The sequence below is a fragment of the Xanthomonas bonasiae genome (assembly GCF_014836395.1).
GTDB classification, from domain to species: domain Bacteria; phylum Pseudomonadota; class Gammaproteobacteria; order Xanthomonadales; family Xanthomonadaceae; genus Xanthomonas_A; species Xanthomonas_A bonasiae.
Genome location: NZ_JACSQX010000002.1, coordinates 46,799 through 71,584 on the forward strand (window position 1 = coordinate 46,799; position 24,786 = coordinate 71,584).

Sequence of the window (24,786 nt, forward strand, 5' to 3'; positions counted from 1 at the left end):
CGCTCGGACTGTCAAGGCCGCCGCCACGGCTCTGCTTTGGATCACTTTCCAGCGCTAACTATGTCACAGTTTGATTGCCGCCGCAGGGCAGCGCATGGCCCCGTGCCACGGCCCTTGCGCACCCCTGCCGCCGACCCGCTACCATCCTCCGCTCAGTCCCCCGGGTAACGCCATGTCGTTCGATGTCATCGTGGTGATGGATCCCATCGCCAGCATCAAGATTGCCAAAGACACTACCTTCGCGATGTTGCTGGAAGCGCAGCGCCGCGGGCATCGGTTGCACTACGTGCGCCCCGGCGGGCTGTCGCTGCGCGAGGGCCGCGCGCTGGCCCAGGCGGCGCCGCTGCAGGTGCGCGACGACAAGACCGGCTGGTTCGAACTTGGCGCATTCGCCGAGCTGGCGTTCGGCACCGGGCAGGTGGTGCTGATGCGCAAGGACCCGCCGTTCGATTCGGAATTCCTGTACGACACCCACGTGCTGAGCGTGGCCCAGCGCGCCGGCGCGCAGGTGGTCAACGACCCGCAGGGCCTGCGCGACTTCAACGAGAAGCTGGCCGCGCAGCTGTTCCCGCAATGCTGCCCGCCGACCCTGGTCAGCCGCGACGCGGCCGCGCTGAAGGCGTTCGTGCTCGAGCACGGCCAGGCGGTGCTGAAGCCGCTGGACGGCATGGGCGGGCGCTCGATCTTCCGCAGCGGCACCGGCGACCCCAACCTCAACGTGATCCTGGAGACGCTGACCGACGGCGGCCGTACCCTGGCCCTGGCGCAGCGGTTCATTCCCGACATCAGCGCCGGCGACAAGCGCATCCTGCTGGTGGACGGAGTACCGGTGGACTACTGCCTGGCGCGGATCCCGCAGGGCGACGAATTCCGCGGCAACCTGGCCGCCGGCGGCCGCGGCGAAGGCCGCCCGCTGAGCGAGCGCGACCGCTGGATCGCCGCCCAGGTCGGCCCGGAGATGAAACGGCGCGGCATGCGCTTCGTCGGCCTGGACGTGATCGGCGATTTCCTGACCGAGGTCAACGTCACCAGCCCGACCTGCGTGCGCGAACTGGACGCGCAGTTCGGGCTGAACATCGCCGGGCTGCTGTTCGACGCGATCGAGGCCTACCCGGCGCGATGAGCGCGGCCGCCGCGACGCCCGCGCCGCGCATCGGCGAGCGCGACAGGCTCGGCGCCACCCTGGTGCTGTCGCTGATCGTGCACGGCCTGCTGATCCTGGGGGTGGGCTTCGCGATCGACGACGACGCGCCGCTGGTGCCGACCCTGGACGTGATCTTCAGCCAGACCAGCACCCCGCTGACGCCGAAGCAGGCCGACTTCCTGGCCCAGGCCAACCAGCAGGGCGGCGGCGACCACGACAAGGCGCAGCGCCCGCGCGACAGCCAGCCCGGCATCGTGCCGCAGCAGCACGACGGCCTGGCGCCGCAGGCGCTGCGCGCGCAGACCGCGGCGGCGGCACCGGAGCCGACCCCGCGCGTGGTCAGCAGCGCGCGCGGCGAGCAGCCGCAGCCGGCAGCGCAGACCCAGCCGCGCACCGACGCCCCGACCCAGCCGGTGGATGCGCAGCGCGAGCAGCGCGATGCGGAGATGGCGCGCCTGGCCGCCGAAGTGCACCTGCGGTCGGAGCAGTACGCCAAGCGCCCGAACCGCAAGTTCGTCTCCGCCAGCACCCGCGAATACGCCTACGCCAATTACCTGCGCGCCTGGGTCGACCGTGCCGAGCGCGTCGGCAATCTCAACTATCCCGACGAGGCGCGACGGCAGCGGCTGGGCGGCCAGGTGGTGATCAGCGTCGGCGTGCGCCGCGACGGCAGCGTCGAGAGCAGCCGCATCCTGCGCTCCAGCGGCGTGCCGATGCTCGACGCCGCGGCGATGCGGGTGGTGCAGCTGGCGCAACCGTTCCCGCCGCTGCCGCATACCGAAGACAACATCGACATCCTGCAGGTCACCCGCACCTGGGTGTTCCTGCCCGGCGGCACGCTGCGCGACGACCGCTGAGCGCGCGGCGGCTGAAGCAATTGGCCCCTCTGGCCCCTCTCCCACCGGGAGAGGGGTTGGGGTGAGGGTACGGCCGCCACAGACTGCGTGGCGACACCCAACGTTTTGAGGCTCCGCCCGTACCCTCATCCGCCCCTGCGGGGCACCTTCTCCCGGTGGGAGAAGGACAAACCGAGCCCCTCTCCCACCGGGAGAGGGGTTGGGGTGAGGGTACGGCCGCCGCGGACCGCCTGGCAGCACTGAACGTTTCGAGGCTGCGCCCGTACCCTCATCCGCCCCTGCGGGGCACCTTCTCCCGGAGGGAGAAGGGACAAACCGAGCCCCTCTCCCACCGGGAGAGGGGTTGGGGTGAGGGTACGGCCGCCGCGGACTGCGTGGCGACACCCAACGTTTCGAGGCTGCGCCCCACCCTCATCCGCCCCTGCGGGGCACCTTCTCCCGATGGGAGAAGGGAGCTGCTATTTGCATCGCGTGGCAGGGCGTGCGCGCCCGCGGCAAGCATCGAGATAACGATTCATGCCAGCGACATAACGACGCGGCATTTCTGAATAGGCGTCACATTAAGGTTAATGGTGGCGGGGAACGTTACCGCGCACACCGCATCGCCAAGGACGAGTGACTCGGAGGCCGGCGCGGCGCGTCCCCGCCCCCCACTACCCCGAGCCGCCTCCTCCATGAAAAAGCCCCACCTCCTTCGCAGGCCCGCCCTGCTCGCGCTGGCGCTGGGCGCCGCCCTCGCTGCGCCCGCCGCCCTGGCCCAGTCCACCACCGGTACGGTCGCCGGCCAGGCGCCGGCCAATGCGCAGCGCGTGCAGGTGCGCAGCGACAGCGGCCTCAGCCGCGAAGTCGCGGTCGATGCGCGCGGCCGCTACAGCATCGGCCAGCTGCCGCTTGGCACCTACACCGTCGTCGCCAAGGGCGCCGACGACGCCGTGCTCGGCAGCCGCGAAGGCGTCGGCCTCACCGTCGGCGCGGTCACCGACGTCTCCTTCGCCGCGGTCACCAGCCTGACCGGGGTCAACGTCAGCGCCGACCGCGCCGCCGCCGCGATCGACGTGAGCAGCGTGGACTCGCGCACCGTGATCAACGCCGAACAGCTGCAACGATTGCCGCTGGGACGCTCGGCCGAGGCGATCGCACAGCTGGCGCCCGGCGTGGCCGGCAACAGCGGCAGCGGCACCTATACCGGCCCGACCGGCGCGCAACTGCTCAGCTTCGGCGGCTCCTCGGCTGCGGAGAACGCCTATTACATCAACGGCTTCAACACCACAGACCCGCTGCGCGGACTGGGCGGACTGACCCTGCCCTACGGCAGCATCGACCAGCTGGAGGTCTACACCGGCGGCTACAGCGCCAAGTACGGCCGTTCCGACGGCGGCGTGATCAACGCGGTCGGCAAGCGCGGCAGCAACGAATGGCATTTCGGCGGCCAGGCCACCTGGGAACCCGATGGCCTGCGCTCCTCGCAGAAGGACGTCTACGCGCCCGGCAACGGCGCGCTGTACCGGCCGGATAGCAAGAGCGGTTCGACGCTCAGCACCCAGAGCCTGTACGCGGGCGGTCCGCTGATCCAGGACAAGCTGTTCTTCTTCGGCTCCTACGAACTGCAGCGCCAGGACGGCGACAGGTTCTACGGCGCGCGCGAAACCACCCCGGGCGAGTATTACTACGACTACCACTACCGCCGGCCGAGCTGGTACGCCAAGCTCGACTGGAACATCAGCGACAACCAGTTGCTGGAGATCACCGGCGCCTCCAGCCGCTACATCACCCGCGGCAAGTACTACGAGTACAGCGGCTACGACATCGGCGACCTGCGCGGCGACGCCAACACCACCAAGACCGGCGGCGACCTGTGGACCGCCAAGTACACCGGCTACCTCACCGACCGCCTGACCTTCAGCGCCCAGTACGGCAAGCAGCGCACCGACGACTACACCGGCAACCCCACCTACAACGGCGCGCTGACCTACCTCAGCGGTACCTCGTTCCAGAACCCGGCCTACACCGGCGGCACCCCGATCACCAATACGCAGACCACTTCGCTGCTGGTCGATCCCGACCGCGGCAACCGCACCGACAACCTGCGGCTGGACCTGAACTACGTCATCGGCGCGCACAGCATCACCGTCGGCATCGACAACCAGAACGCGCGCGCGCTCAACCGCGGCTCGGTGGCCTCGGGCGATGGGTACCAGTGGATCTACGGCCAATCCAATCCGAGCATACCGATCAACACCGGCCTCGGCGTGCCGGCCACCGGCGGCTACGCCAACGGCGAGGACGGCTACTACGTGCGCAGGTACGTCTACAGTGCCCTGGCCTCGGTGCGCGCGGTGCAGCGCGCGCAGTACATCGAAGACAACTGGCAGGTCAGCGACCGCTTCCTGCTCAGCCTCGGCCTGCGCCTGGACCAGTTCACCAACTACAACCGCGACGGCGACGCCTACATCAAGCAGACCAGCGGGCAGTGGGCGCCGCGCCTGGGCTTCAGCTGGGACGTCGACGGCGACGCGCGCTTCAAGGTCTACGGCAACGCCGGCCGCTACTACCTGGCGCTGCCGCTGAACCCGGCATTCAACGCCGCCGGCGCGACCCTGGCGACCTCGACCTACTACACCTACGGCGGCATCGACGCCAACGGCTACCCCACCGACCTGACCCAGATCTCCGGCGCGGTCTCCTCCAACAACAACTACGGCATCCTGCCCGATGCCAAGACCGTGGCCACGCAGGGCATCAAGCCCTCGTTCCAGGACGAGTTCATCCTCGGCTTCACCAAGGCCTGGGGCGACAACTGGGTCTACGGCGCCAAGGGCACCTACCGGGCCCTGCGCAGCGGCGTGGACGACTACTGCGACAGCGACACGGTGTTCGCGGCGGCGGCCGCGCAAGGACATACGGTGACCCTGGACAGCAATCCGGTCAGCTGCTGGCTGATCAATCCGGGCAAGTCCAACACCTTCACCCTGGTGGACACCTCGGGCAACTACGTCAGCGTCCCGCTGAGCAATGCCGAGCTCGGCTTTCCCAAGTTCAAGCGCAACTACTACGGGCTCAACCTGTCGCTGGAGCACCCGTTCGACCAGCGCTGGTACGGGCGCTTCGACTACACCTGGTCGCGCAGCTACGGCACCACCGAAGGCCAGTTGCTGTCGGGCATCGGCCAGACCGCGGTGTCCACCACCCAGGCCTGGGACTACGCGCAGCTGATGGAACACACCAACGGCCCGCAGAGCAACGACCATACCCATCAGTTCAAGTTCTACGGCTATTACCAGTTCAATCCCGAATGGCTGGTGTCGGCCAACCTCAAGCTGGTGTCCGGCTCGCCGTTCAGCGCGCTGGGTTCCTACGGCGCCGACCAGAGCGACCCGTCCGGCTACGGCATCGCCTACCACTATTACCAGGGCAAGGCGGCGCCTCCGGGCAGCCAGGGCCGGCTGCCGTGGCTGAAGCAGCTCGATCTGGGGGTGTCGTGGCGGCCGGCGTACGCCGACCACAAGCTGGCCTTCAACTTGGACGTGTTCAACGTCTTCAACGGCCAGGCCACGCTGTGGAAGTACCCGTATTCGGAAACCGACCCGGGCGTGAGCGATCCGGTCTATGGCGCGGCGTTCGTAAGCCAGGCACCGCGCTCGCTGCGGCTGAGCGTCAGTTACGACTACTGACCGCTACCGCGCGGGCGCAGCGCGGGGAGACCGACGAGCCATCGCCGGCCTCCCCGCATGCGGTCATCCCGCCACGCTGGCCGCATGCAGGCGATCGGCCAGCGCGACGATGTCCGCCGCGTCCTGCACGCGCTCGCGCCAGGCGGCGGGGATGCCGTCGATGCCGTAGAAGGCGCCGGCCAGCTGCCCGCAGATCGCCGCGGTGGTGTCGGCGTCGTCGCCGAGATTCGCCGCGCGCAGCACCGCATCGGCGAAGCACTCGGTCGTCGCGAAACACCACAGCGCCGCCGACAACGCATCGACCACGTAGCCGGTGCCGCGAATCTGCGTTGCCGGCACCGCGGCATGGTCGCGCACGGCCAGCGCGCGCAGCGCCGGCGTGTCCAGGGCCACATCCGGCGCCTGCAGCACATGCACGCGATCGCCGCCGAGCAGGGCCGCGCGCAACTGCAACGCGAACAGCCGGCAGGCATCCAGCGCTTCGGCCGCGGCATGGGTGGTGCGCGAACTGTCCGCCGCGCGGTCGGCCAGTCCTTCGGGGCGATGCGCGTAGTACATCGCCACCGGCGCCAGCCGCATCAGCGAGCCGTTGCCGGCCGCGCGCGGGTCGGCGCTGCCGCTGAAGGCCGGGCCGCCGTCCAGATAGCGCTCCAGCGCCTGGCGCACGGTGTTGCCGATGTCGAAACACGCGCCGGTGCTGCTCAGGTAGCCGTGGCGGTACCAGTTGCAATAGCGGTTCATCTGGTCCGCGGCATCGAAGCCTTCGCGGTACAGCAGGCTATGCGCCAGGCACAACGCCATCGAGGTGTCGTCGGTCCACTGCCCGGGCTGCAGATCGAACGGACCGCCGCCCACCATGTCGTCGATCGGCGCGAAGCTGCCCGGCGCCTTGAATTCCAACGTGGTGCCGAGCGCATCGCCGACCGCCAGGCCCAGCAGGCAGCCGCGAAAACGCGCGCGCTCGCGCTCGTCCGCGCTCATCGTGCGGCCCGCTGCGCCTGCTGCTCGGCCAGGGTCAGCGCGACGTTGTCGCGCAGATAGGCCGGTTCGGCGCGTTCCGGCGCGATCGCTTCGCCGCGCGCGTGGGCCGCCAGCGCCAGGGTCAGCACGTCGGCGGCATGCGGCAGGGCCTGCGCATCGACGCTGCGCAACTGCGCGTGCAGGCGCCGCTGCAACGCGTTGTCGATCGCCGCCAGCCCGGTGCCGACGCCATGCCAGGGCGCGTCCGTCTGCGGCAGCACGAACGCGTCCGGGACCAGCACCTGCTCGGGCGTCAGCGCGTGCAGGCCGTCGGCATCGCGCACGAAGGCCGCCGCATAGATCTCGCCCATGCGCGCGTCGATCGCGGCCAGCACCTGCGGCGCATCGTCCGGCGCGCGCAAGGCCAGCGCATGCAGGGTGGACACCGGCAGCACCGGCAGGTCCAGCGCCAGCGCGATGCCCTGTGCCAGCGCGATCGCCAGGCGCACCCCGGTGAACGCGCCAGGGCCGCGGCCGAAGGCGATCGCATCGAGCTGGCTGCGCGCGATGCCGGCCTCGGTCAGCAACTGCTCGGCCCACGGCAGCGCCAGCTCGGCATGCCGGCGCGGCGCCAGCTCGAACCGCTCGCGCACCGCGCCATCGACATGCACGGCGACGGAGAGGGCTTCTGTGGCGGTTTCGAAAGCGAGAATTTTCATTGGAGGCCGGGATTGGGGATTCGGGATTGGGGATTCGAAAAAGCGAAGCGAGGAGCAAAAGCGGATGCCGTGCGCCGGCTAGTCGAACGGCGGCGAGGCGATGTGTTCGTGATTATCCACCGGCAGCGCGGCGTCGGCGCCGAAGAACTGACGCACGTCCTCGACATCGCGGGTGCGCGCGAACGGCGGCAGCGACTCCAGGAAGGTGCGGCCGTAGGATTTGGACAGCAGCCGCGGATCGCACAGCACCAGCACGCCGCGGTCGGTCTCGCTGCGGATCAGCCGGCCCACGCCCTGCTTCAGCGCGATCACCGCCTGCGGCAGCTGTTCGTCGCGGAACGGATTGCCGCCGTCGCGGCGGATCGCGTCCAGCCGCGCCTCGAACACCGGGTCGTCCGGCGCGGCGAACGGCAGCTTGTCGATCACCACCACGCTCAGCGCATCGCCGACCACGTCCACGCCCTCGCGGAAACTGGCGGAGCCGAGCAGCACGCCGTTGCCGGATTCGCGGAAGCGCTGCAGCAGGCTCGCGCGCGGCGCCTCGCCCTGCACGAACAGCGGCCACGGCCCGTCGCGCAGCGCCTCGGCGGCCTCGCGCAGCGCACGGTGCGAGGCGAACAGCAGAAAGGCGCGGCCCTGCGAGGCCTGCAGCACCGGATGCAACGCCGCGATCAGCGCGGTGCCGAAGCCGCGCGCGTTCGGGTCCGGCAGCGCCGGCAGATAGCACAGCGCCTGCCGCGCCCAGTCGAACGGACTGGGCTGCAGCAAGGTCATCGGATCGCTCAGCCCCAGGCGGGTGGCGATGTGCTCGAAATCGCCCTTCACCGCCAGCGTCGCCGAGGTGAACACCCACGCCGCGTGCGACTTTTCGCGATGCAGGCGCAGCGGGCCGGACACGTCCAGCGGCGTGCGCTGGCAACGGAAGCCGCGCGCGCTCAGTTCGTACCACAGCACATCGTTGGACGGCGGCGCCGGCTCGGCGTCGAAATCGGGGATCGGCGCGTCGTCGCCGAGCCAATGGCCCAGGCGTGCGCGCATCTCCTGCGCGCGCGCGGCGCAGGCGTCGAAACCGGGCGAGGCCTCGCGCAGCCCCGCCAGGCTCTCCTGCAAGCGCGCCAGTTCCGCCAGCAGCGCATCGAAGCCGTCGCGTACCTGAGGCTTGGCCAGCAGCCGCCATTGCGTGCCGCGGGTGGGCAACCCTTCCATCGCCGCGCGCAGTTCGCGCAAGGCCTGCTCCAGCGCCTGCACCGGCGCCTGCAGGCTGGCCAGCGCGCCGGCGACGTGGCGGCTCTCGGCCAGGCAGTCGCGCGCCAGCTCCTGCAGTGGACGCATGCCGAAGCTTTCGCCGAAGAAGTTCGCCGCCAGTTCCGGCAGCTGGTGCGCCTCGTCGATGACGAAGACCTGCGCGCCGGGCAGAATCTCGCCGAAGCCTTCCTGCTTCAGCGCCAGGTCGGCCAACAGCAGGTGATGGTTGACCACCACCACGTCGGCGGCCTGTGCGCGCTGCCGCGCCTGCACCACGAAGCACTCGCCCCAGAACGGGCATTCGGTGCCCAGGCAGTTGTCCATGGTCGAGGTGACCATCGGCAGCAGCGGCGAATCGTCGGGCAGCGCCTCCAGCTCGGCGATGTCGCCGAAGCGGGTGCGCCCGCCCCAGGCGACGATGCGCTGGAACTGCGCGATCTGCTCGCGCGAGGTGAAGCGCGGCTCGCCCTTGGCCTGCTCCAGCCGGTACTTGCACAGATAGTTGGCGCGGCCCTTCAGCAGCGCGCTGTTGAGGCCCACGCCCAGCGCCGCGCGCACCCGCGGCAGGTCGCGGTGGTAGAGCTGGTCCTGCAGCGCGCGGGTGCCGGTGGAGACGATGGTCTTCAGTCCCGACAGCAGCGCCGGCACCAGATACGCATAGGTCTTGCCGGTGCCAGTGCCGGCCTCGGCGAGCAGCACGTCGCGCTGCTCGAACGCCTCGGCGATCGCCGCGGTCAGCCGCAGCTGCGCCGCACGCGGCACGAACGCATCCAGCTGGCGGGCGAGCGCACCGCCTTCGCTGAGCGCTTCGGTGCTGGCGTGGCTGAGGGACATAGAGGGCCGGGATTGGGGAGTCGGGATTGGGGATTCGCGAAAGCGGCAGGTCGGGTTTCGCTATCTAGTGCGGCCACCGACGCGGCGATATCGGCCTGCCACAAACAACCGAACCGCCGTCGCTTTTACCAATCCCGAATCCCCAATCCCCAATCCCGGCTCTCAATCAATAACGCTTGATGCCCGCCACCGTGCAGCCTTCGATATGCGCGTGCGCGGACGCCGCGTTCTCCTTCTGCCCGCGGGCCAGCCGCGACTGCTCGATGGTGGCCCAGTGGCGCCGGCACAGCGGGCCGGTCTGCGAGCCCAGGTCGATGGCGCGCTTGGCGAACGCCTCGGCGCCCGCGTCGTCCTTCAGCAGCAAGGCCAGTTCGGCGCGGTCCTGCAGCAGCGCCGGGTCTTCCGGCACCAGTTGCAGGGCCTGGTCCAGCGCCGCCGCCGCGCCGGCCAGGTCGCCGGCCGCGCGCTTGCGCTTGGCGCTGTCGCGCAGGTCCTCGACCTGCGGATCGCGCAACGGCTGCACGCTCAGTTCGGTGTCGTCGGCGCCGCCGCTGGCCTCGATCGCGGCCAGCCGCTGCGCCGGAGTGGTGGTGTCCACCGGCGGCGGCGGGGGCGGCGGCGGTGCGCTGACGCAGGAGGCCAGCAGCAGGCTGAGCGCGGCGATGGCGACGGTGGGGGTGTATCGGGTCATGGCAGGCATCCGTGGATCATTGCGCCGGAGGGGTGGACGCCGCGTCGGCGGGCGGCGCTTCTTTCTTCTTGTCCAGGCCGAACCAACTGCGCCAGCCGCCGCCACGACTCTCCTCGCCCTCGGCAGCGGGCTGCCCTTCTTCAGGCAGCGCCTGCGGCGGCGCGCACGGCGCATACGCCGGGGCGAAGCCGACCACGAACGGGAACTGGCGCGCGCCAGGGCAACTGGGATCGGTGCTGTTGCTGCCGGCCGGATCCATCCATTGCCAGTCGATGCCCTTGCCCTGCACCTTCAACGGCGAACTCGGCAACCGCGCGAAGATGCCCGACCACACCCGCATCGCGCCGGTGGCGCCGTACAGGCCGGTCTGCTTGTTCTGGTCGTTGCCGATCCAGATCACCGCCAGATGATCGCCGGTGTAGCCGGCGTACCAGCTGTCCACGCCATCGTTGCTGGTGCCGGTCTTGCCGGCCGGGGTCAACTTGCCCAGGCCGTCGCCTAGCAGCTGCCGCGCGGTGCCGTTGCTGACCACCTGCTGCAGCGCCAGCCCGACCAGGTTGGCCGCGACCGAATCGCCTTCCTGCGCCGGCGCCGGGGCCTTGTCGTAGCGCTTGAGCAGCTTGCCCTGCGGATCGAGCACGCCGCGCACCGCATGCAGCGGCTGGATCTCGCCGCCGGAGGCGAGGAACTGGTACAGCTGGGTCATCGCGTACGGGCTCTGGTCGGTCGCGCCCAGGATCAGCGACGGATTGTTCTCGGCCTCCAGCCCGGCCAGCACCTTGATCAGCTGCGCCACCCGCTCCGGCCCGACCTGCATGCCGATCCGCACCGTGGCCTGGTTGTACGAATGCGCCAGCGCATCGACCACGCGCACCGTGCCGTGGCTGCGGTTGTCGGAATTGCCCGGGGTCCAGCGCTTGCCGCGGCTGAGCTGCACCGTCACCGGCGAATCGTCGACCCAGCTGGCCAGCGAGTAATGGTCCGGCTGCGCCAGCGCCAGCAGGTACACGAACGGCTTGAGCAGCGAACCGACCTGGCGCTGCGCCTCGATCGCGCGATTGAAGCCGGGCTGCGACACGTCGCGGCTGCCGACCACCGCCAGCACGTCGCCGTTGTGGGTGTCGGTCAGCACCAGCCCGGCCTGCAGCGGCGGCCGCTTCTTGTTGGTTTCCAGCGCGGTGAGGGTGCGGGTCACCGCGCCTTCGGCATAGGCCTGCGCCGACGGCGACATGCCGGTCAGCACGCTCAGCCCGGCGCCCTGCAGCGCGCTTTCCGGGTAGTCGCGCGCCAGCTGGCGGCGCACCAGGTCCACATAGGCCGGGAAGCGGTTGGCCGCGACCAGCCCCGGATTGGCCGGCACCCCCAACGGCGCGGCCAGCGCCTTGCGGTAGGTGGGCTCGTCGATCAACTCGCTTTCGCGCAGCTTGCCGAGCACGAAGTTGCGCCGGTCCAGCGCGCGCTCGGGGAAGCGCCGCGGGTCGTAGTAGGAAGGCCCCTTGACCAGGCCGATCAGCAGCGCCACCTGCTCCGGCGGCAGCGAATCCAGTTCGCGTCCGAACCAGAACTCCGCGCCCGAGGCCACGCCATGGATCGCCTGGCTGCCGCGCTGGCCCAGGTAGACCTGGTTCAGATAGGCCTCGAGGATGGTGCGCTTGTCGTAGCGCGCTTCCATGATCAGCGCGTATAGGATCTCGTTGAACTTGCGGGTGAGCGTCTGTTCCTTGCCGATGCCGAGCAGGCCGCTGCGCGCCAGCTGCTGGGTCAGGGTGCTGGCGCCCTGCCGGCTCTTGCCGCCGGAGCGCACCATCACCCAGGCCGCGCGCACCATGCCGCTGAGGTCGATGCCGTGGTGGTAGTTGAAGTCGCGGTCTTCCACCGCCTGCAGACCGGTGACCAGCAGTTCGGGCACTTCGTCCACCCGCACCAGTCGGCGCTCTTCCTGTTTCTGCCCGTACAAGGTGGCGATGCGCGCCGGATCCAGCCGCGCGGCCGTCAGCGACTTGCGCGTCTGCGCATCGCGCAGCGCCGCCACGCGGCCGCCGGACAGGCTCACTTCCACGCGCCTGGGCGCGACCCGGCCGTCCACGTCGACGTAGCCGCGGCTGGCGATGACGAAGCGGCTACCGTCCTGCTGGTAGGTGCCGGGGCGCTGCGCGCCGGCATCCTCGCGGTAGCTGGCCGCGTCCAGTTCGGTCTTCAGCGTCTGCGCGTCCATCGCCGTGTCCGGCGCCAGCGCCAGCGGGCGGGCGTAGACCCGGGTCGGAATCTGCCAGCGCAGTTCGCCGAAGCGCTGCGTCACCTGCTTGTTCAGATAGACCGTGTACGGGATCAGGAAGCCCAGGCCCAGCGCGGTGGCGGCCAGGCCCCAGGTGAGCAGGCGCCGGCGCCAGGGCGAGGCGCCGCTGTCGAGATCGTCGGTGTCCTGATCGTCGGTGTCGTTGTCGTCGTAGCGTCGTGGCACGGGGATGCGAGAATGTAAATTCCGGCGAGTCTAGCGCAGGCCAGCAGGCAGCGCGGCGCGGGGTCCCCTTTGTTTCAGCTGGAGTTGCAACGGATGTCGATGTCCTGGGCGAACCTGCGCTACGCCCTGAACCGTTTTGCCGGCCTGCTGCGGCGCGGCCTGGCCAGCCTGCGCTCGCGCGGCTGGCGCAGCACCTGGCAGCGGTTGCGCGTGCATGCGCAGCCGCTGCCGCCGCCGCGGCGCACGCTGTTCGCGGTCGCGCCGCAGCCGTTCGCCGCCTTCGGGGTGCCGGTCAGCGACGCGCCGCTGGCCAGCATCGTGATCCCGGTCTACAACCACGTCGCGCATACCCTCGCCTGCCTGCGCGCGCTCGCCGCGCACCCGCCGGCCGCGGCCTGCGAGATCCTGGTGATCGACGACGGCAGCAGCGACGAGACCGTGCAGTGGCTGCCGCAGATCCAGGGCCTGCACTACCACGTGCGCCGCCAGAACGGCGGCTTCATCGCCACCTGCAACGACGGCGCGGCGCGCGCGCGCGGCCGCTACCTGGTGTTCCTCAACAACGACACGGTGCCGCAGCCGGGCTGGCTGGATGCGCTGCTGGACACCTTCGCGCAGGTGCCGCAGGCCGGGCTGGTCACCGCGCAGTTGCTGTACCCGGACGGGCGCCTGCAGGAAGCCGGCGGCGTGGTCTTCGCCGACGGCAGCGCCTGGAGCTACGGCCGCTTCGAATCGCCGGACGATCCGCGCTACGCCTACCTGCGCGACATCGACTACGGCGCCGGTGCGGCGCTGGCGATCGAGCGCGAACGCTTCCTGGCGCTGGGCGGCTTCGACACGCGCTACCTGCCGGCCTACTACGAGGACACCGACCTGGCGTTCGCCGTGCGCAAGGCCGGGCTGCGCACCCTGCTGCAGCCGGCGAGCCAGGTGGTGCACGACGAGGGCACCAGCAACGGCACCGATACCGGCAGCGGCATCAAGGCCTACCAGGTGCGCAACCGCGGCGTGTTCGCGGCCAAATGGGCCGATGTGCTGGCGCGGCAATTGCCACCGGGTACCACGCCGACCCCGGCGCAACTGCACCGGCGGCAGCGCCAGGTGCTGATCCTCGACGAGGCGCTGCCGCAACCGGACCGCGACTCGGCCTCGCTGCGCCAGCTCAACCTGATCCGCCTGCTGCTGCAGGAAGGCGCGCACGTGGTGTTCGTGCCCAGCGGCCGCGAGTACGCCAGCCGCCACAGCGAGGCGCTGCAGCGGCTCGGCGTGGAGGTGTGGTATGCGCCCTACCTGAAGAGCGTGAGCGGGTTCCTGCAGCAGCACGGCGCACGCTTCCATGCGGTGCTGCTGGTGCGCCACCACGTCGCCCATGCCTGCCTGCCGCTGCTGCGCCGCTTCGCACCGCAGGCGCGGCGGCTGTTCGATACCGTCGATCTGCACTACCTGCGCGAGCGCCGCGGCGCCGAGCTGGCCGGCGACGCACGGCTGCTGCGCGAGGCCGAACGCACCCGCGCGCGCGAGCTGGAGGTGATGGCCCAGGTCGATGTCACCGTGCTGGTCAGCGGCGTCGAGCGCGAACAGCTGCAGCGCGAGGCGCCGCAGGTGCGCACCGCGTTGATCTCCAATCTGCACGAAGTGGCCGGACCGGGCCTGCCGTGGGCGCAGCGCCGCGATCTGGTGTTCGTCGGCGGCTTCCGCCATGCGCCCAACGTGGATGCGGTGCGCTGGTTCCTGCAGGAGGTGTTCCCGCCGCTGCGCGCGCTGCTGCCGGACCTGCGCTTCCACTGCATCGGCGCCGACATGCCCGACGACATCCGCCGCCTCGGCGCCGCCACGCCCGGGGTCGAATTGCTCGGCTACGTGCCGGACATCGTCGCCTACATGGACGAGATCCGCATCGCGGTGGCACCGCTGCGCTTCGGCGCCGGGGTCAAGGGCAAGGTCAACCTGAGCATGGCGCACGGGCAACCGGTGGTGGCCACGCCGTGCGCGGTGGAAGGCATGCACCTGCGCCACGGCGAGGACGTGCTGATCGCCGACAGCGCGCCACAGTTCGTCGCCGCGCTGGCGCAGCTGTACACCGACGAGGCGCTATGGAACACGCTGGCCGCCAACGGCCTGCGCAACATCGCCACGCACTTCTCGCTGGACGCGGCGCGCGCCACGGTGCGGCAGGTGTTTCTCGACTAGGGTTGCTGTGAAGCCGTTGACGTCCGACACAGCAGCGGCTCTGGCTAGCAGCCTTCCATCGCCCTGATGCGCTACCGGTAAAGCGTCGCGGCTGAAGCCGCTCCTACAGTGCACCCTGCAAGCGCGCGGCACGCCTCTGTAGGAGCGGCTTCAGCCGCGACCAACCACATCCGGAGCCAGGACGGCTCGGCCACACGGCTGCCCCTCTCGCCGACGCAGCAACCCGCTGCCCAACGGCACTCAGCGCCCGGGCGACAAGCTGCGCAAGCGGCGCTCGAACGCGGCCAGCTCCGGCGTGCCTGGATCGATCGCGCGGGCGCGGCGCAGCGCCTCGCGCGCGAAGTCGGCGTCGCCGGCGCTCAGGCGCTCGTCGCCGACCGCGAGCCAGCGCTGCGCCAGGCGCCGGCGTGCCGCGGCCACGCCGTTGCCGCCCGGCGCCAGCGCACGCCAGGCGTCGTAGCACGCGCTCGCCGCCAGCACCCGGTTGCCCCGCAATTCGTCGTCGAAACAGCGCCGCAGCGCCGACAGCACGCGCTGCTCGGCGCTGCGCACGCGGGCATCGCGTGGCGCCAGCACCTGCGCCGCCTGCAGCGCGTCGTAGGCGCTGCTGCCGGGCGGGGTCAGCCAGTCGCCGCGCGCCTCGGCCGCCTGCAGTTCCGCCAGCAATGTCTGCAGGCGGCGCGCGCGCGCGGCGGGCGACAGCGGCGAATGCAGCGTGGCCTGGCTCTGCCGCGCACGCGTCAGCGCCTGCCGCGCGTCGGCCAGCGCACGGTTGTCGGGCGCCACCGCCTGCCCGTTCTGCAGCGCGCGCTCGGCCTCGGCGAAACGGAAATCGGCGGCGGCGCGCGTGACCTGCGCCGCATACGCCGCGGCCACGCGCTCCTCGTCATCGCGCACGCCAGCGGCATCGGGTGCGGCCGCGCGCAGCTTGGCCAGCGCCCGCGCCGCCGCGTCCGGCCGCTGCCGGCGCAGCGCTGCATCGATTTCGCGCTGCAAGGCTTCCAGCGCACGATTGAGCGCCGCCTGCGCCGCCGGCAGGTCGACGTGCCCGGGGTCGTAGTCGCGGGCGCTATCCACCAGCGCCGCGGCCGCCGCCACGTCGCCGCGCGCCAGCGCCGCCTGCGCGCGCTGCAGCAATTCCGACAAGGCATCCTCGCGGCCTTCCAGCGCCGCGGTCCGTTCCGGGGCGAACTCCAGCACCTGCCGGTACAGCGGCAGCGCCGCGTCGGGGGCGCCGTCCAGGCGCCCCTCGCGCTGGGCCTGTGCCGCTTTTTGCAACAGTTGGTCGAGCCCGGCATGCGCGGCTTCGCGCTGGCGCAAGGCGGCGTCGATACGATCGGCGTCGGCGCGCGGCACCTGCAGCGCGCGCGCCAGCGCCAACGCCGAGCGCACCTGCGCATAGCGCCCGGCGGCCAGCGCCGCACGCGCCTGGCCGAGCGCGGCGCGGCCGGTCGCGGCCAGCCCGGCCCGTGCCTGCAGGCGGTCGCCGTCCAGCGCCAGCGCCGCCTCGTAGCGCTCGCGCGCGCCGCTGCCGTCGGCGGCGCTGAGGCGGCCGGCGCGCAATGCCGCATTGCCCTGGTCGAGCAGTTGCTGGATCCGCGTTTCCGGCCACAGCAGATCGGCCAGCGGGCGGCGGAACATCACCAGCGCCAGCGCCGCCAGCAGCAGGACGGCCAGCGCCCAGCGCCAGACACGGCGGTCGCGCCACAGCGGCACCGACCGCTGCGGGCGCCGGCGTTCGTCCCTGACCTGATCTGGCGGCTTGCTCACCGCGCAAGCTTAGCGTGCGTGCATGGCAAGACCATGCATGCGCGCGCAGCGCGCGGCCCGGGTCAGCCCAGGCGCCGCGCCTCGTCCACCCCGGGCAGCGCGTCGAGCTTGCCGAGCAAGGTGGACAGCTGCCCGTAGTCGCCGACCTTCAGGCGCAGCCGCAACTGGGTGCGGCCGCTGTCGCGCACGTTGTCGCTGTTGATCTCCAGCACGTGCGCGTCCTCCTGCGCGATCAGGTTGGTGATGTCCTTGAGCAGCCAGCGCCGGTCCATCGCCCGCACCAGCACGTCCACCTCGTAGCCGCCGCCGGCCTGGCCCCACTCCACCGGCAGCACCCGTTGCGGGTTGCTGGCGGCGAGCCGGGCGAAGGACGCGCAATCGACCCGGTGCACGGTGACGCCGCGGGTGCGGGTCAGGTAGCCGGCGATCGGCTCGCCGGCGACCGGCTGGCAGCAGCGCGCCAGCTGCACCAGCAGGTTGCCCACGCCCTGCACGGTGAACTTGGACTTGGCCAATCCGCTACGGCGCGCGGTCGGCCGCGGCAGTGCCGGCGCCGCCGGCTGCGCCGCGGCGCGTTCGGCCTCGTGCAGGGCGCGGCCGACCTGGCTGGGGCCGACGTCGCCCAGCGCGACCTGGATGTACAGCTCCTCGATGCCGTCGGCATGGAACTTCTTCGCCGCCGGCAACAGGTCGGCATGCTGCAGGCCCAGGCGCTTGAGTTCGCGCTCGAGCAGGTCCTTGCCGGCCTGCACGTTGCGCGCGCGGTCGAGCTTGTGGAACCAGGCGCGCACCTTGTCGCGCGAGCGGCCGCTGGCCAGGTAGCCGTTGGCCGGCAGCAGCCAGTCGCGGCGCGGCTCGGCCTCCTTGCCGGTCAGGATCTCGACGCGGTCGCCGCTGCGCAGCTTGTGGGTCAGCGGCACGATGCGGTTGTTGACCTTGGCGCCGCGGCAGCGGTGCCCGACCATGGTGTGCACGTGGTAGGCGAAATCCAGTGGCGTGGCGCCCTGCGGCAAGTCGATCACCTCGCCCATCGGGGTCAGCGCATAGACCCGGTCCTCGACCAGCTCGGCGTCGAGCGCGCCGGCCAGCCCACCCTGCTCGCCGTCCTGCGACTGCTCCAGCAGCTGCCGCATCCAGGTGATCTTGCGGTCGAACGCCTTCTCCGCGCCCTTGCCGCCTTCCTTGTACTTCCAGTGCGCGGCCACGCCCAGCTCGGCCTGCGCGTGCATCTCGTGGGTGCGGATCTGCACCTCGATCGTGCGCCCTTCCGGGCCGACCACGGCGGTGTGCAGCGAGCGGTAATCGTTGGCCTTGGGTCGGGCGATGTAGTCGTCGAACTCGCTGGGCACCGGCGCCCACAGCGCATGCACCACGCCCAGCGCGGCGTAGCAGGCGGCGACGTCGTCGACCATCACCCGCACCGCGCGCAAGTCGTACAGCTGGTCGAAGGCCAGCCGCTTCTTCTGCATCTTCCGCCAGATGCTGTAGATGTGCTTGGGCCGGCCGCTGATCTCCGCCTGCAGGCCCTGCTCGCCCAGCGCCTTGGACAGGATCTTCTTGACCGCCTCGATATAGCGCTCGCGCGCCACCCGGCTCTCGTCCACCTCGCGCGCGATGCGCCGGTAGGTGTCCGGCTCCAGGTGGCGGAACGCCAGGTCCTCCAGCTCCCATTTCAGCTGCCAGATGCCCAGCCGGTTGGCCAGCGGCGCGTGGATGTCGCGGGTCAGCTGCGCCAGCGCGCGGCGCTGCGCCTCGGGCAGCTTGTCGGCCACGCGCATCTTCGCCAGCTGCCGCGCCAGCAGGATCGGCACCACGCGCAGGTCCTGCACGATCGACAGCAGCAGCCGGCGCAGGCCTTCGCTGTTGCGCCCGGCCTCGCGCCCGGCGTGCAGCGCCCAGACCTGGTCGGCCGCGTCCTGGCCGTCGAGCAGGCCGACCACCGCCTGCGCCCGCGCCGGCGGCGCGACCGGCAACTGCGCCAGCTGCGCGCGCAAGCCGGGCAGGTCGAACAGCAGCGCGGCCAGCAGCGCCGCTTCGTCGGCGGACAGCAGCGCCAGCGCGTCCAGCGTATCGGCCAGCACCGGCCACGGCGCGCGCGCGGTCTGTTCCGGCTGCGCGTGCCAGGCCTGCAACAGCGCTTCGCGCAGCGCGGGCGCCAGCGCGGCGGCGGCCGGACGCTGCAGCAGCGCCTCCAGGCCGGGATGGGGAGAGTGATTCAAGGACGGACGGTCGTGACGAAACGGTGCCGCCTACACTAGCGCGCTTGCGCGCCCGCCCACAATTGCACGCAACGCGCCGCGCGGACCGCCGCGGCCGCATCCCTACCAGAAGCTCACTGTGACCGGCTTGCGACTTGGCCCGCCCTTACCGGAAATTTCACATCCCCCGTGGGGTGCGGGCCTATTCTCGAAACCGACGCCGCGCTCCGCTGAAACCGATGTCGCCGTCGTCGCCCCGTGATCCCACCCGAAGAGGAACGCCCATGAAGAAGTGGAACAAGCCCGTGATCCGCGAAATCTGCGTCGGTGCGGAAATCAACTGTTACGCCTCCGGCGAGCTTTGATCGCGTGTCAGCCCCGTTCCCGAGACGATGCGTGACCGGCCAGGCGCCGTAGACGGAGACCGGATGCACCTCATCGTATTGGGATCGGCGGCCGGCGGAGGGCACCCGCAATGGAACTGCCATACACCCGCGAGCCTGCGGGCATGGCAACAGCTTGCGGGTGCCCAACGTCGCACCCAGGCCAGCATCGCGGTCAGCGCCGACAACCAGCGCTGGCTGCTCATCAACGCTTCCCCCGATTTCCGCCAGCAGCTGCTGGCCACCCCCGCGCTGTGGCCGCAACGCGACCTGCGCCATTCGCCGATCGAGGCCGTGCTGCTGACCAGCGGCGAGATCGACCATATCGCCGGCCTGCTGTCGATGCGCGAAAGCCAGCGCTTCGACCTGCATGCCAGCGGCCGCGTGCTCGACCTGCTGGCGCAGAATCCGATCTTCGACGCTCTGCACCCGGCCTACGTGCAGCGCCATGCCTTCGCCCTGGACACGCCGCTGTCGCTGCTCGGCCTGCAGGTGACGCCGTTCGCGGTGCCGGGCAAGGTGCCGCTGTTCATGGAGAGCCGCCACAGCGGCGACCTGGCCGGCTCCGACGAAGAGACCCTGGGCCTGACCATCGACGACGGCCGCCATCGCTTCCACTACATTCCCGGCTGCGCGACCATGACCGACGCGTTGCGCACGCGCCTGCGCGGCGCCGAACTGGTGTTCTTCGACGGCACCCTGTGGCGCGACGACGAACTGGTGCAGCTCGGGGTCAGCGCCAAGACCGGCCAGCGCATGGGCCACCTCAGCATCGACGGCGAGGCCGGCACCCTGCGCGCGTTCGCCGACCTGGACGTGGCGCGCAAGGTCTTCATCCACATCAACACCACCAACCCGATCCTCGACGCCGGCTCGGCCGAACGCGCAGCGGTGGCCGCGCACGGCTGGGACGTCGCCCACGACGGCATGGACATCACCCTGTGAGAACCCGCCTGTGAGCGCATTGCTGAGCCCCGAGCAATTGGAAGCGGAACTGCGCGCGATCGGCGCGCGCCTGTACCACGACCAGCACCCGTTCCATGCGCTGCTGCACAGCGGCCGGCTGGAGCGCGGCCAGGTCCAGGCCTGGGCGCTGAACCGCTACGAATACCAGCGCTGCATCCCGTTGAAGGACGCGGCGATCCTGGCGCGGATGGACGATCCGGCGCTGCGCCGGATCTGGCGCCAGCGCATCGTCGACCACGACGGCAGCGCCGACGGCGAAGGCGGCATCGCGCGCTGGCTGCACCTGACCGACGCGCTGGGCCTGGACCGTGCGCTCGTGCAATCCGGCCGCGCCCTGCTGCCGGGCACCCGCTTCGCGGTGCAGGCCTACCTGCACTTCGTGCGCGAGAAGAGCCTGCTGGAAGCGATCGCCTCGTCGCTGACCGAGCTGTTCGCGCCGGGCATCATCGGCCGCCGCGTCGCCGGCATGCTGCAGCACTACGATTTCGTCTCGCGCGAGGCGCTGGCGTATTTCGAGCACCGCCTGCACGAGGCGCCGCGCGATTCGGACTTCGCCCTGGACTACGTCAAGCGCCACGCCGACACGGTGGAAAAGCAGCAACTGGTGCAGGACGCGCTGCGCTTCAAGTGCGGCGTGCTGTGGTCGCAGCTGGATGCGCTGCACTTCGCCTACGTGCAACCCGGCGTGGCCTGGCCGGACGCGTTCGTCGCCGCGCCCGCGCAGGCGGCGGCATGAGCGCAGCGGCGCCCGACAGCTGCCCGCGGCTGGCCGCCGGCGTGCGCCTGCAGCACGACCGCACCCGCGCGCAATGGGTGCTGCTGGCGCCGGAACGGGTGGTCGAACTGGACGAGATCGCGCATGCGATCGTGGCGCGCTGCGACGGCACGCGCTCGCTGGCGGCGATCGCCGCGGACCTGGCCGCGGAGTTCGACGCCGATCCGGCCGAGGTCGAGCGCGACGTGCTCGAGCTGGCCGCGGACCTGCACGGCAAGCGTCTGCTGCGCGCATGAACGCGACCGTGCCGCCGCCGCTGTCGCTGCTGCTCGAGCTGACCCACCGCTGCCCGCTGGCCTGCCCGTACTGCTCCAACCCGATCGCCCTGGCCGGCCTGCGCGAGGAAATGGACACCGCCGGCTGGCGCTCGGCGCTGGACCAGGCCGCGGCGATGGGCGTGCTGCAGGCGCATTTTTCCGGCGGCGAACCGATGCTGCGCAAGGACCTGCCCGAGCTGGTCGCGCATGCGCGCGCGCTGGGGCTGTACAGCAACCTGATCACCTCCGGCGTGGCCGGCGGCGCGCCGATGCTGGCGCAACTGGCCGCCGCCGGACTGGAACACGTGCAACTGAGCGTGCAGGACGCCGACGCCGCCGGCGCCGACTTCATCGCCGGCTACCGCGACAGCCTGGCCAAGAAGCGCGCGTTCGCCGCCGCGGTGCGTGCGCTCGACCTGCCGCTGACGATCAACGCGGTGATCCACCGCCACAATGCCGAACGGGTGCCGGCGATGATCGAGCTGGCGCTGGAACTGGGCGCCGAGCGCCTGGAAGTGGCGCACACCCAGTACTACGGCTGGGGCCTGCGCAATCGCGCCGCGCTGATGCCCAGCCGCGCGCAGATCGACGCCACCGTGGTCGCGGTGACCGCGGCGCGCGAACGGCTGGGCGACCGGCTGACCATCGATTTCGTCACCCCCGACTACTACGCGCACCGGCCCAAGGCGTGCATGGGCGGCTGGGGCCAGCGCTTCGTCAACATCTCGCCGCGCGGCGACGTGCTGCCCTGCCACGCCGCCGAGACCTTGCCGGACATGGTGTTCGAAAACCTGCGCGAGCGGCCGCTGGCGGCGATCTGGCAGGACGGCGAGGCGTTCGCCCGCTACCGCGGCACCGCATGGATGCCGGAGGTGTGCCAGGGCTGTCCGAAACGCGAGATCGACTGGGGCGGCTGCCGTTGCCAGGCGCTGGCGCTGAGCGGCGATGCGGCCACGCTGGACCCGGTCTGCGAGCGCGCGCCCGAGCATGCCGACGTGCAGGCGCTGGCCCAGCGCGAGGCGGCCGCTGCGGCGCCGGCGTTCTTGTACCGGCGCCCGCCACGGCCGCAAGCGGAAACCGAGTCCAGCGCGGGCTGATCGCCGGCCGGGCATCTGCGCCGGCCAACCGCGTGCCGCGGCGGCGTCGGCGAGTGACCCGCGTCAGCGCCGCGGGATGGCGCACAGCGGGGCATGACCGCAGCAGCAGCGCACCGGCGGGCATCGCCACCCAGCACCCGCGCCACGTCTTGCGACTACACTACGTCGCACTCCACTGCCCGGATCCCGCCATGCTGCTTGCGCGCCTCACTCCCCTGGTCCTGTGCGCGGCGCTCGCCGTGTGCGCCGTTCCCGCCGCCGCCCAGCGCACCGTCGCCGGCGACCTGCAGACGCAGATGTCGGCGCAGGAATTCAAGGCCGCCGGGCTGGACAAGCTGTCGCCGCAGGAACTGACTGCGCTGAACGACTGGCTGCAGGGCAAGGTCGCCAAGGAGACCGCGGTGGCGCTGGAGAAGGCCAAGGAAGAAGGCCGCCAGGAAGTGATCGTGAAGAACCGCGGCTTCTTCGACTTCGGCAGCCAGGAACCGATCGAAAGCACCCTGGTCGGCGAGTTCACCGGCTTCTCCAAGGGCCGCCGCTACGTGCTGGCCAACGGCCAGGAATGGGAGCAGACCGAGTCCGCCAGCCTGACCAGCGTGCGCCGCAGCGCGCCCAAGGTGCGGATCAAGCCGGGCATCGGCGGCGTGTGGTACATGCAGGTGGACACCTACAACACCCAGGCCAAGGTGCGCCGCGTCAAGTAAGGCGTAGGCCGTGAACGTGCGCCAGCATCCGCGGCTGGGCCTGGCCGACGCCTCGCACAGCCTCGCCGACGCGCTGCGCCGGCGCTTCCGCGCCAGCGACGTCTGGTTCATCGCGCTGGCGTTGCTGGTCGGCCTGGTCGCCGGCCTGTTGACCCTGCTGCAGAGCGGCCTGGCGCATGGCGCGCAGGCCTGGCTGTACGGCCTGGACGTCGATGCCCGGCTCAGCGCGATGCCCGAACTGAGCCTGGGCCAGTTGCTGGTGCTGCCGCTGGGCGGGCTGCTGGTCGGCCTGCTCGGCATGGCCGCGCGCGCGCGCAAGCGCCAGCTGATCGATGCGGTCGAAGCCAATGCGCTGTACGGCGGACGCATGTCGATGCGCGACAACCTGATCGTGTCCGCGCAGACCCTGCTGTCCAACGGCTGCGGCGCATCGGTCGGGCTGGAGGCGGCGTACACGCAGATGGGCGCGGGCAGCGGCTCGCACCTGGGACGGATCCTGCGCCTGCGCCGCGCCGACATCCGCACCCTGGTCGGCGCCGGTGCCGGCGCGGCCATCGCCGCTGCGTTCGGCGCGCCGCTGGCCGGCGCGTTCTACGCGTTCGAGATCGTGATCGGCGCGTACTCGCCATCGGCGCTGGCGCCGGTGGCGGTGGCCTCGCTGGGCGCGGTGTTCGTGGCCCAGGCCGCCGGCGTGCAGCCGTACCTGCTGCCGGCCTCGGCGGCATCCGCGCTGGAAGCGCGCGACTACCTGCTGTACGCGCTGCTCGGCGCGATCTGCGCGCTGCTGGCGGTGGCGGTGATGCGCCTGGTCGGCGCGATCGAGCAGGCGGTCAACCGCAGCCCGCTGCCGCGCTGGGCGCGGCCGGTGGCCGGCGGCCTGATGCTGATCCCGCTGGCGCTGATCACCCCGCAGGTGCTCTCCTCCGGGCACGGCGCGCTGCACCTGGACCTGACCAGCCCGACCTCGCTGCAATGGCTGGGCGTGCTGTTGCTGCTCAAGTGCCTGGCCTCGGGCATTTCGCTCGGCTTCGGCTTCCGCGGCGGCCTGTTCTTCGCCTCGCTGTTCATGGGCTCGCTGGTCGGCGGCCTGTTCGCCGGGCTGTTGAACCTGGGCACCGGCATGGCCCTGGTCGACGGCACCGCGGCCTCGCTGGCCGGCATGGCCGCGCTGGCCGCGGCCGTGGTCGGCGCGCCGATGACGATGGCGATGCTGGTGCTCGAGGGCACCCACGATTTCGTGCTGGCCAGCGCGGTGATGGTGGCGGTGCTGGTGGCCAACACCATCGTGCGCCAGGTGTTCGGCTATTCGTTCTCGACCTGGCGCCTGCACCTGCGCGGCGAGACCATCAAGAGCGCGCGCGACGTGGGCTGGGTCAAACACCTGAGCGCCGGACGGATGATGCGCCAGGACGTGCACCCGCTCGCCGCCGGCACCTCGGTGGCCGAGTTCCGCCGCCGTTTCCCGCTCGGCTCGGGCGTGCGCGTGGTGCTGGAAGACGAACAGGGCCACTACGCCGGGCTGGTGACGCTGGCCGCCGCCTACGCCGACGGCGTGAATGCCGACGCGGCCATCGCCGACTACGCCGGCAACCGCGACGTGGCGCTACGCGCCGAGACCGACGTGGTCACCGCGATGCGCCAGTTCGACCTGACCCAGAGCGACGAACTGGCGGTGGTCGACGACCACGGCAAGGTGCTCGGCGTGCTGACCGAGAGCTTCGTGCGCAAGCGCTACGCCGAGGAGCTGGACAAGCGCCAGCGCGAGCTGATGGGCGAGCGGGTGGATGATTGAGTTAGGGGCCGGGATTTGGAAGTCGGGATTCGGGATTCGTAAAAGCGCAAAGCGTGCGATCAGACATTCGTA

General features: G+C 71.1%; 18 protein-coding genes. 11 read left to right on the plus strand and 7 right to left on the minus strand.

From position 1 onward, the window contains the following. The first annotated feature begins 172 nt into the window (after positions 1-172). The 3 genes from gshB (at position 173) to H9658_RS03070 (ending at position 5,672) form a co-directional block, all read left to right on the plus strand. A complete protein-coding gene (gshB, locus tag H9658_RS03060; protein ID WP_191824312.1) occupies positions 173-1,123 on the plus strand; it encodes a glutathione synthase in 951 nt (316 codons plus the stop codon). Then, the gene (locus H9658_RS03065) at positions 1,120-2,001 is read left to right on the plus strand and encodes an energy transducer TonB family protein (protein ID WP_179566492.1); all 882 of its coding nucleotides are present in this window, start codon (positions 1,120-1,122) and stop codon (positions 1,999-2,001) included. Before gshB ends, H9658_RS03065 begins: the two co-directional genes overlap by 4 nt. Positions 2,002-2,675: 674 nt before the next feature. Further along, positions 2,676-5,672 (plus strand): TonB-dependent receptor, encoded by a 2,997-nt coding sequence (locus tag H9658_RS03070; RefSeq protein WP_191824313.1) that lies wholly within the window; start codon positions 2,676-2,678, stop codon positions 5,670-5,672. 63 nt (positions 5,673-5,735) lie between these two features. Here H9658_RS03070 and H9658_RS03075 read toward each other — a convergent pair whose 3' ends face one another. The 5 genes from H9658_RS03075 to mrcB form a co-directional block, all read right to left on the minus strand. Next, positions 5,736-6,653, minus strand: coding sequence for an ADP-ribosylglycohydrolase family protein (locus tag H9658_RS03075; protein WP_191824314.1), 918 nt, complete (start codon positions 6,651-6,653; stop codon positions 5,736-5,738). Next, entirely contained in the window at positions 6,650-7,351 is a 702-nt protein-coding gene (tsaB, locus tag H9658_RS03080) for a tRNA (adenosine(37)-N6)-threonylcarbamoyltransferase complex dimerization subunit type 1 TsaB (RefSeq protein WP_191824315.1), read from the minus strand. Before tsaB ends, H9658_RS03075 begins: the two co-directional genes overlap by 4 nt. A 78-nt stretch (positions 7,352-7,429) precedes the next feature. Beyond that, a complete protein-coding gene (locus H9658_RS03085) occupies positions 7,430-9,430 on the minus strand; it encodes an ATP-dependent DNA helicase (RefSeq protein ID WP_191824316.1) in 2,001 nt (666 codons plus the stop codon). A gap of 166 nt (positions 9,431-9,596) precedes the next feature. Further along, complete coding sequence (locus H9658_RS03090) at positions 9,597-10,121, minus strand: hypothetical protein (protein ID WP_191824317.1); 525 nt, start codon at positions 10,119-10,121, stop codon at positions 9,597-9,599. Positions 10,122-10,137: 16 nt separating this feature from the next. Then, the gene (gene mrcB, locus H9658_RS03095) at positions 10,138-12,582 is read right to left on the minus strand and encodes a penicillin-binding protein 1B (protein ID WP_179566502.1); all 2,445 of its coding nucleotides are present in this window, start codon (positions 12,580-12,582) and stop codon (positions 10,138-10,140) included. Positions 12,583-12,675: 93 nt separating this feature from the next. Here mrcB and H9658_RS03100 point away from each other — a divergent pair, with 93 nt between their 5' ends. Continuing rightward, positions 12,676-14,772: a glycosyltransferase gene (locus H9658_RS03100; RefSeq protein ID WP_191824318.1), complete on the plus strand. Its 2,097-nt coding sequence runs from the start codon at positions 12,676-12,678 to the stop codon at positions 14,770-14,772. Between the two features lie 240 nt (positions 14,773-15,012). Here the strand turns inward: H9658_RS03100 and H9658_RS03105 are convergent, their stop codons facing one another. Continuing rightward, positions 15,013-16,413: an ATP-binding protein gene (locus H9658_RS03105; RefSeq protein ID WP_191824568.1), complete on the minus strand. Its 1,401-nt coding sequence runs from the start codon at positions 16,411-16,413 to the stop codon at positions 15,013-15,015. 191 nt (positions 16,414-16,604) lie between these two features. After that, positions 16,605-18,761: a RelA/SpoT family protein gene (locus H9658_RS03110; protein WP_191824319.1), complete on the minus strand. Its 2,157-nt coding sequence runs from the start codon at positions 18,759-18,761 to the stop codon at positions 16,605-16,607. Positions 18,762-19,024: 263 nt separating this feature from the next. Between H9658_RS03110 and pqqA the strand changes: the two genes are divergently transcribed. From pqqA to H9658_RS03145, 7 genes are all read left to right on the plus strand, one after another. Then, positions 19,025-19,105: a pyrroloquinoline quinone precursor peptide PqqA gene (pqqA, locus tag H9658_RS23270; RefSeq protein WP_010344287.1), complete on the plus strand. Its 81-nt coding sequence runs from the start codon at positions 19,025-19,027 to the stop codon at positions 19,103-19,105. A 63-nt stretch (positions 19,106-19,168) separates the two neighbouring features. Then, on the plus strand, positions 19,169-20,068 hold the full coding sequence (gene pqqB / locus H9658_RS03120; RefSeq protein WP_191824320.1) for a pyrroloquinoline quinone biosynthesis protein PqqB: 900 nt from the start codon (positions 19,169-19,171) through the stop codon (positions 20,066-20,068). A 10-nt stretch (positions 20,069-20,078) separates the two neighbouring features. Then, complete coding sequence (gene pqqC / locus H9658_RS03125; RefSeq protein WP_191824321.1) at positions 20,079-20,825, plus strand: pyrroloquinoline-quinone synthase PqqC; 747 nt, start codon at positions 20,079-20,081, stop codon at positions 20,823-20,825. Beyond that, positions 20,822-21,100, plus strand: coding sequence for a pyrroloquinoline quinone biosynthesis peptide chaperone PqqD (gene pqqD, locus H9658_RS03130; protein WP_191824322.1), 279 nt, complete (start codon positions 20,822-20,824; stop codon positions 21,098-21,100). Before pqqC ends, pqqD begins: the two co-directional genes overlap by 4 nt. Then, entirely contained in the window at positions 21,097-22,218 is a 1,122-nt protein-coding gene (pqqE, locus tag H9658_RS03135) for a pyrroloquinoline quinone biosynthesis protein PqqE (RefSeq protein WP_191824323.1), read from the plus strand. The genes pqqD and pqqE overlap by 4 nt, the downstream gene beginning before the upstream one ends. A 191-nt stretch (positions 22,219-22,409) precedes the next feature. Further along, entirely contained in the window at positions 22,410-22,922 is a 513-nt protein-coding gene (locus tag H9658_RS03140) for a hypothetical protein (protein ID WP_191824324.1), read from the plus strand. A gap of 16 nt (positions 22,923-22,938) precedes the next feature. Continuing rightward, a complete protein-coding gene (locus tag H9658_RS03145) occupies positions 22,939-24,714 on the plus strand; it encodes a chloride channel protein (protein ID WP_406848096.1) in 1,776 nt (591 codons plus the stop codon). The last annotated feature ends 72 nt before the right edge of the window (positions 24,715-24,786 follow it).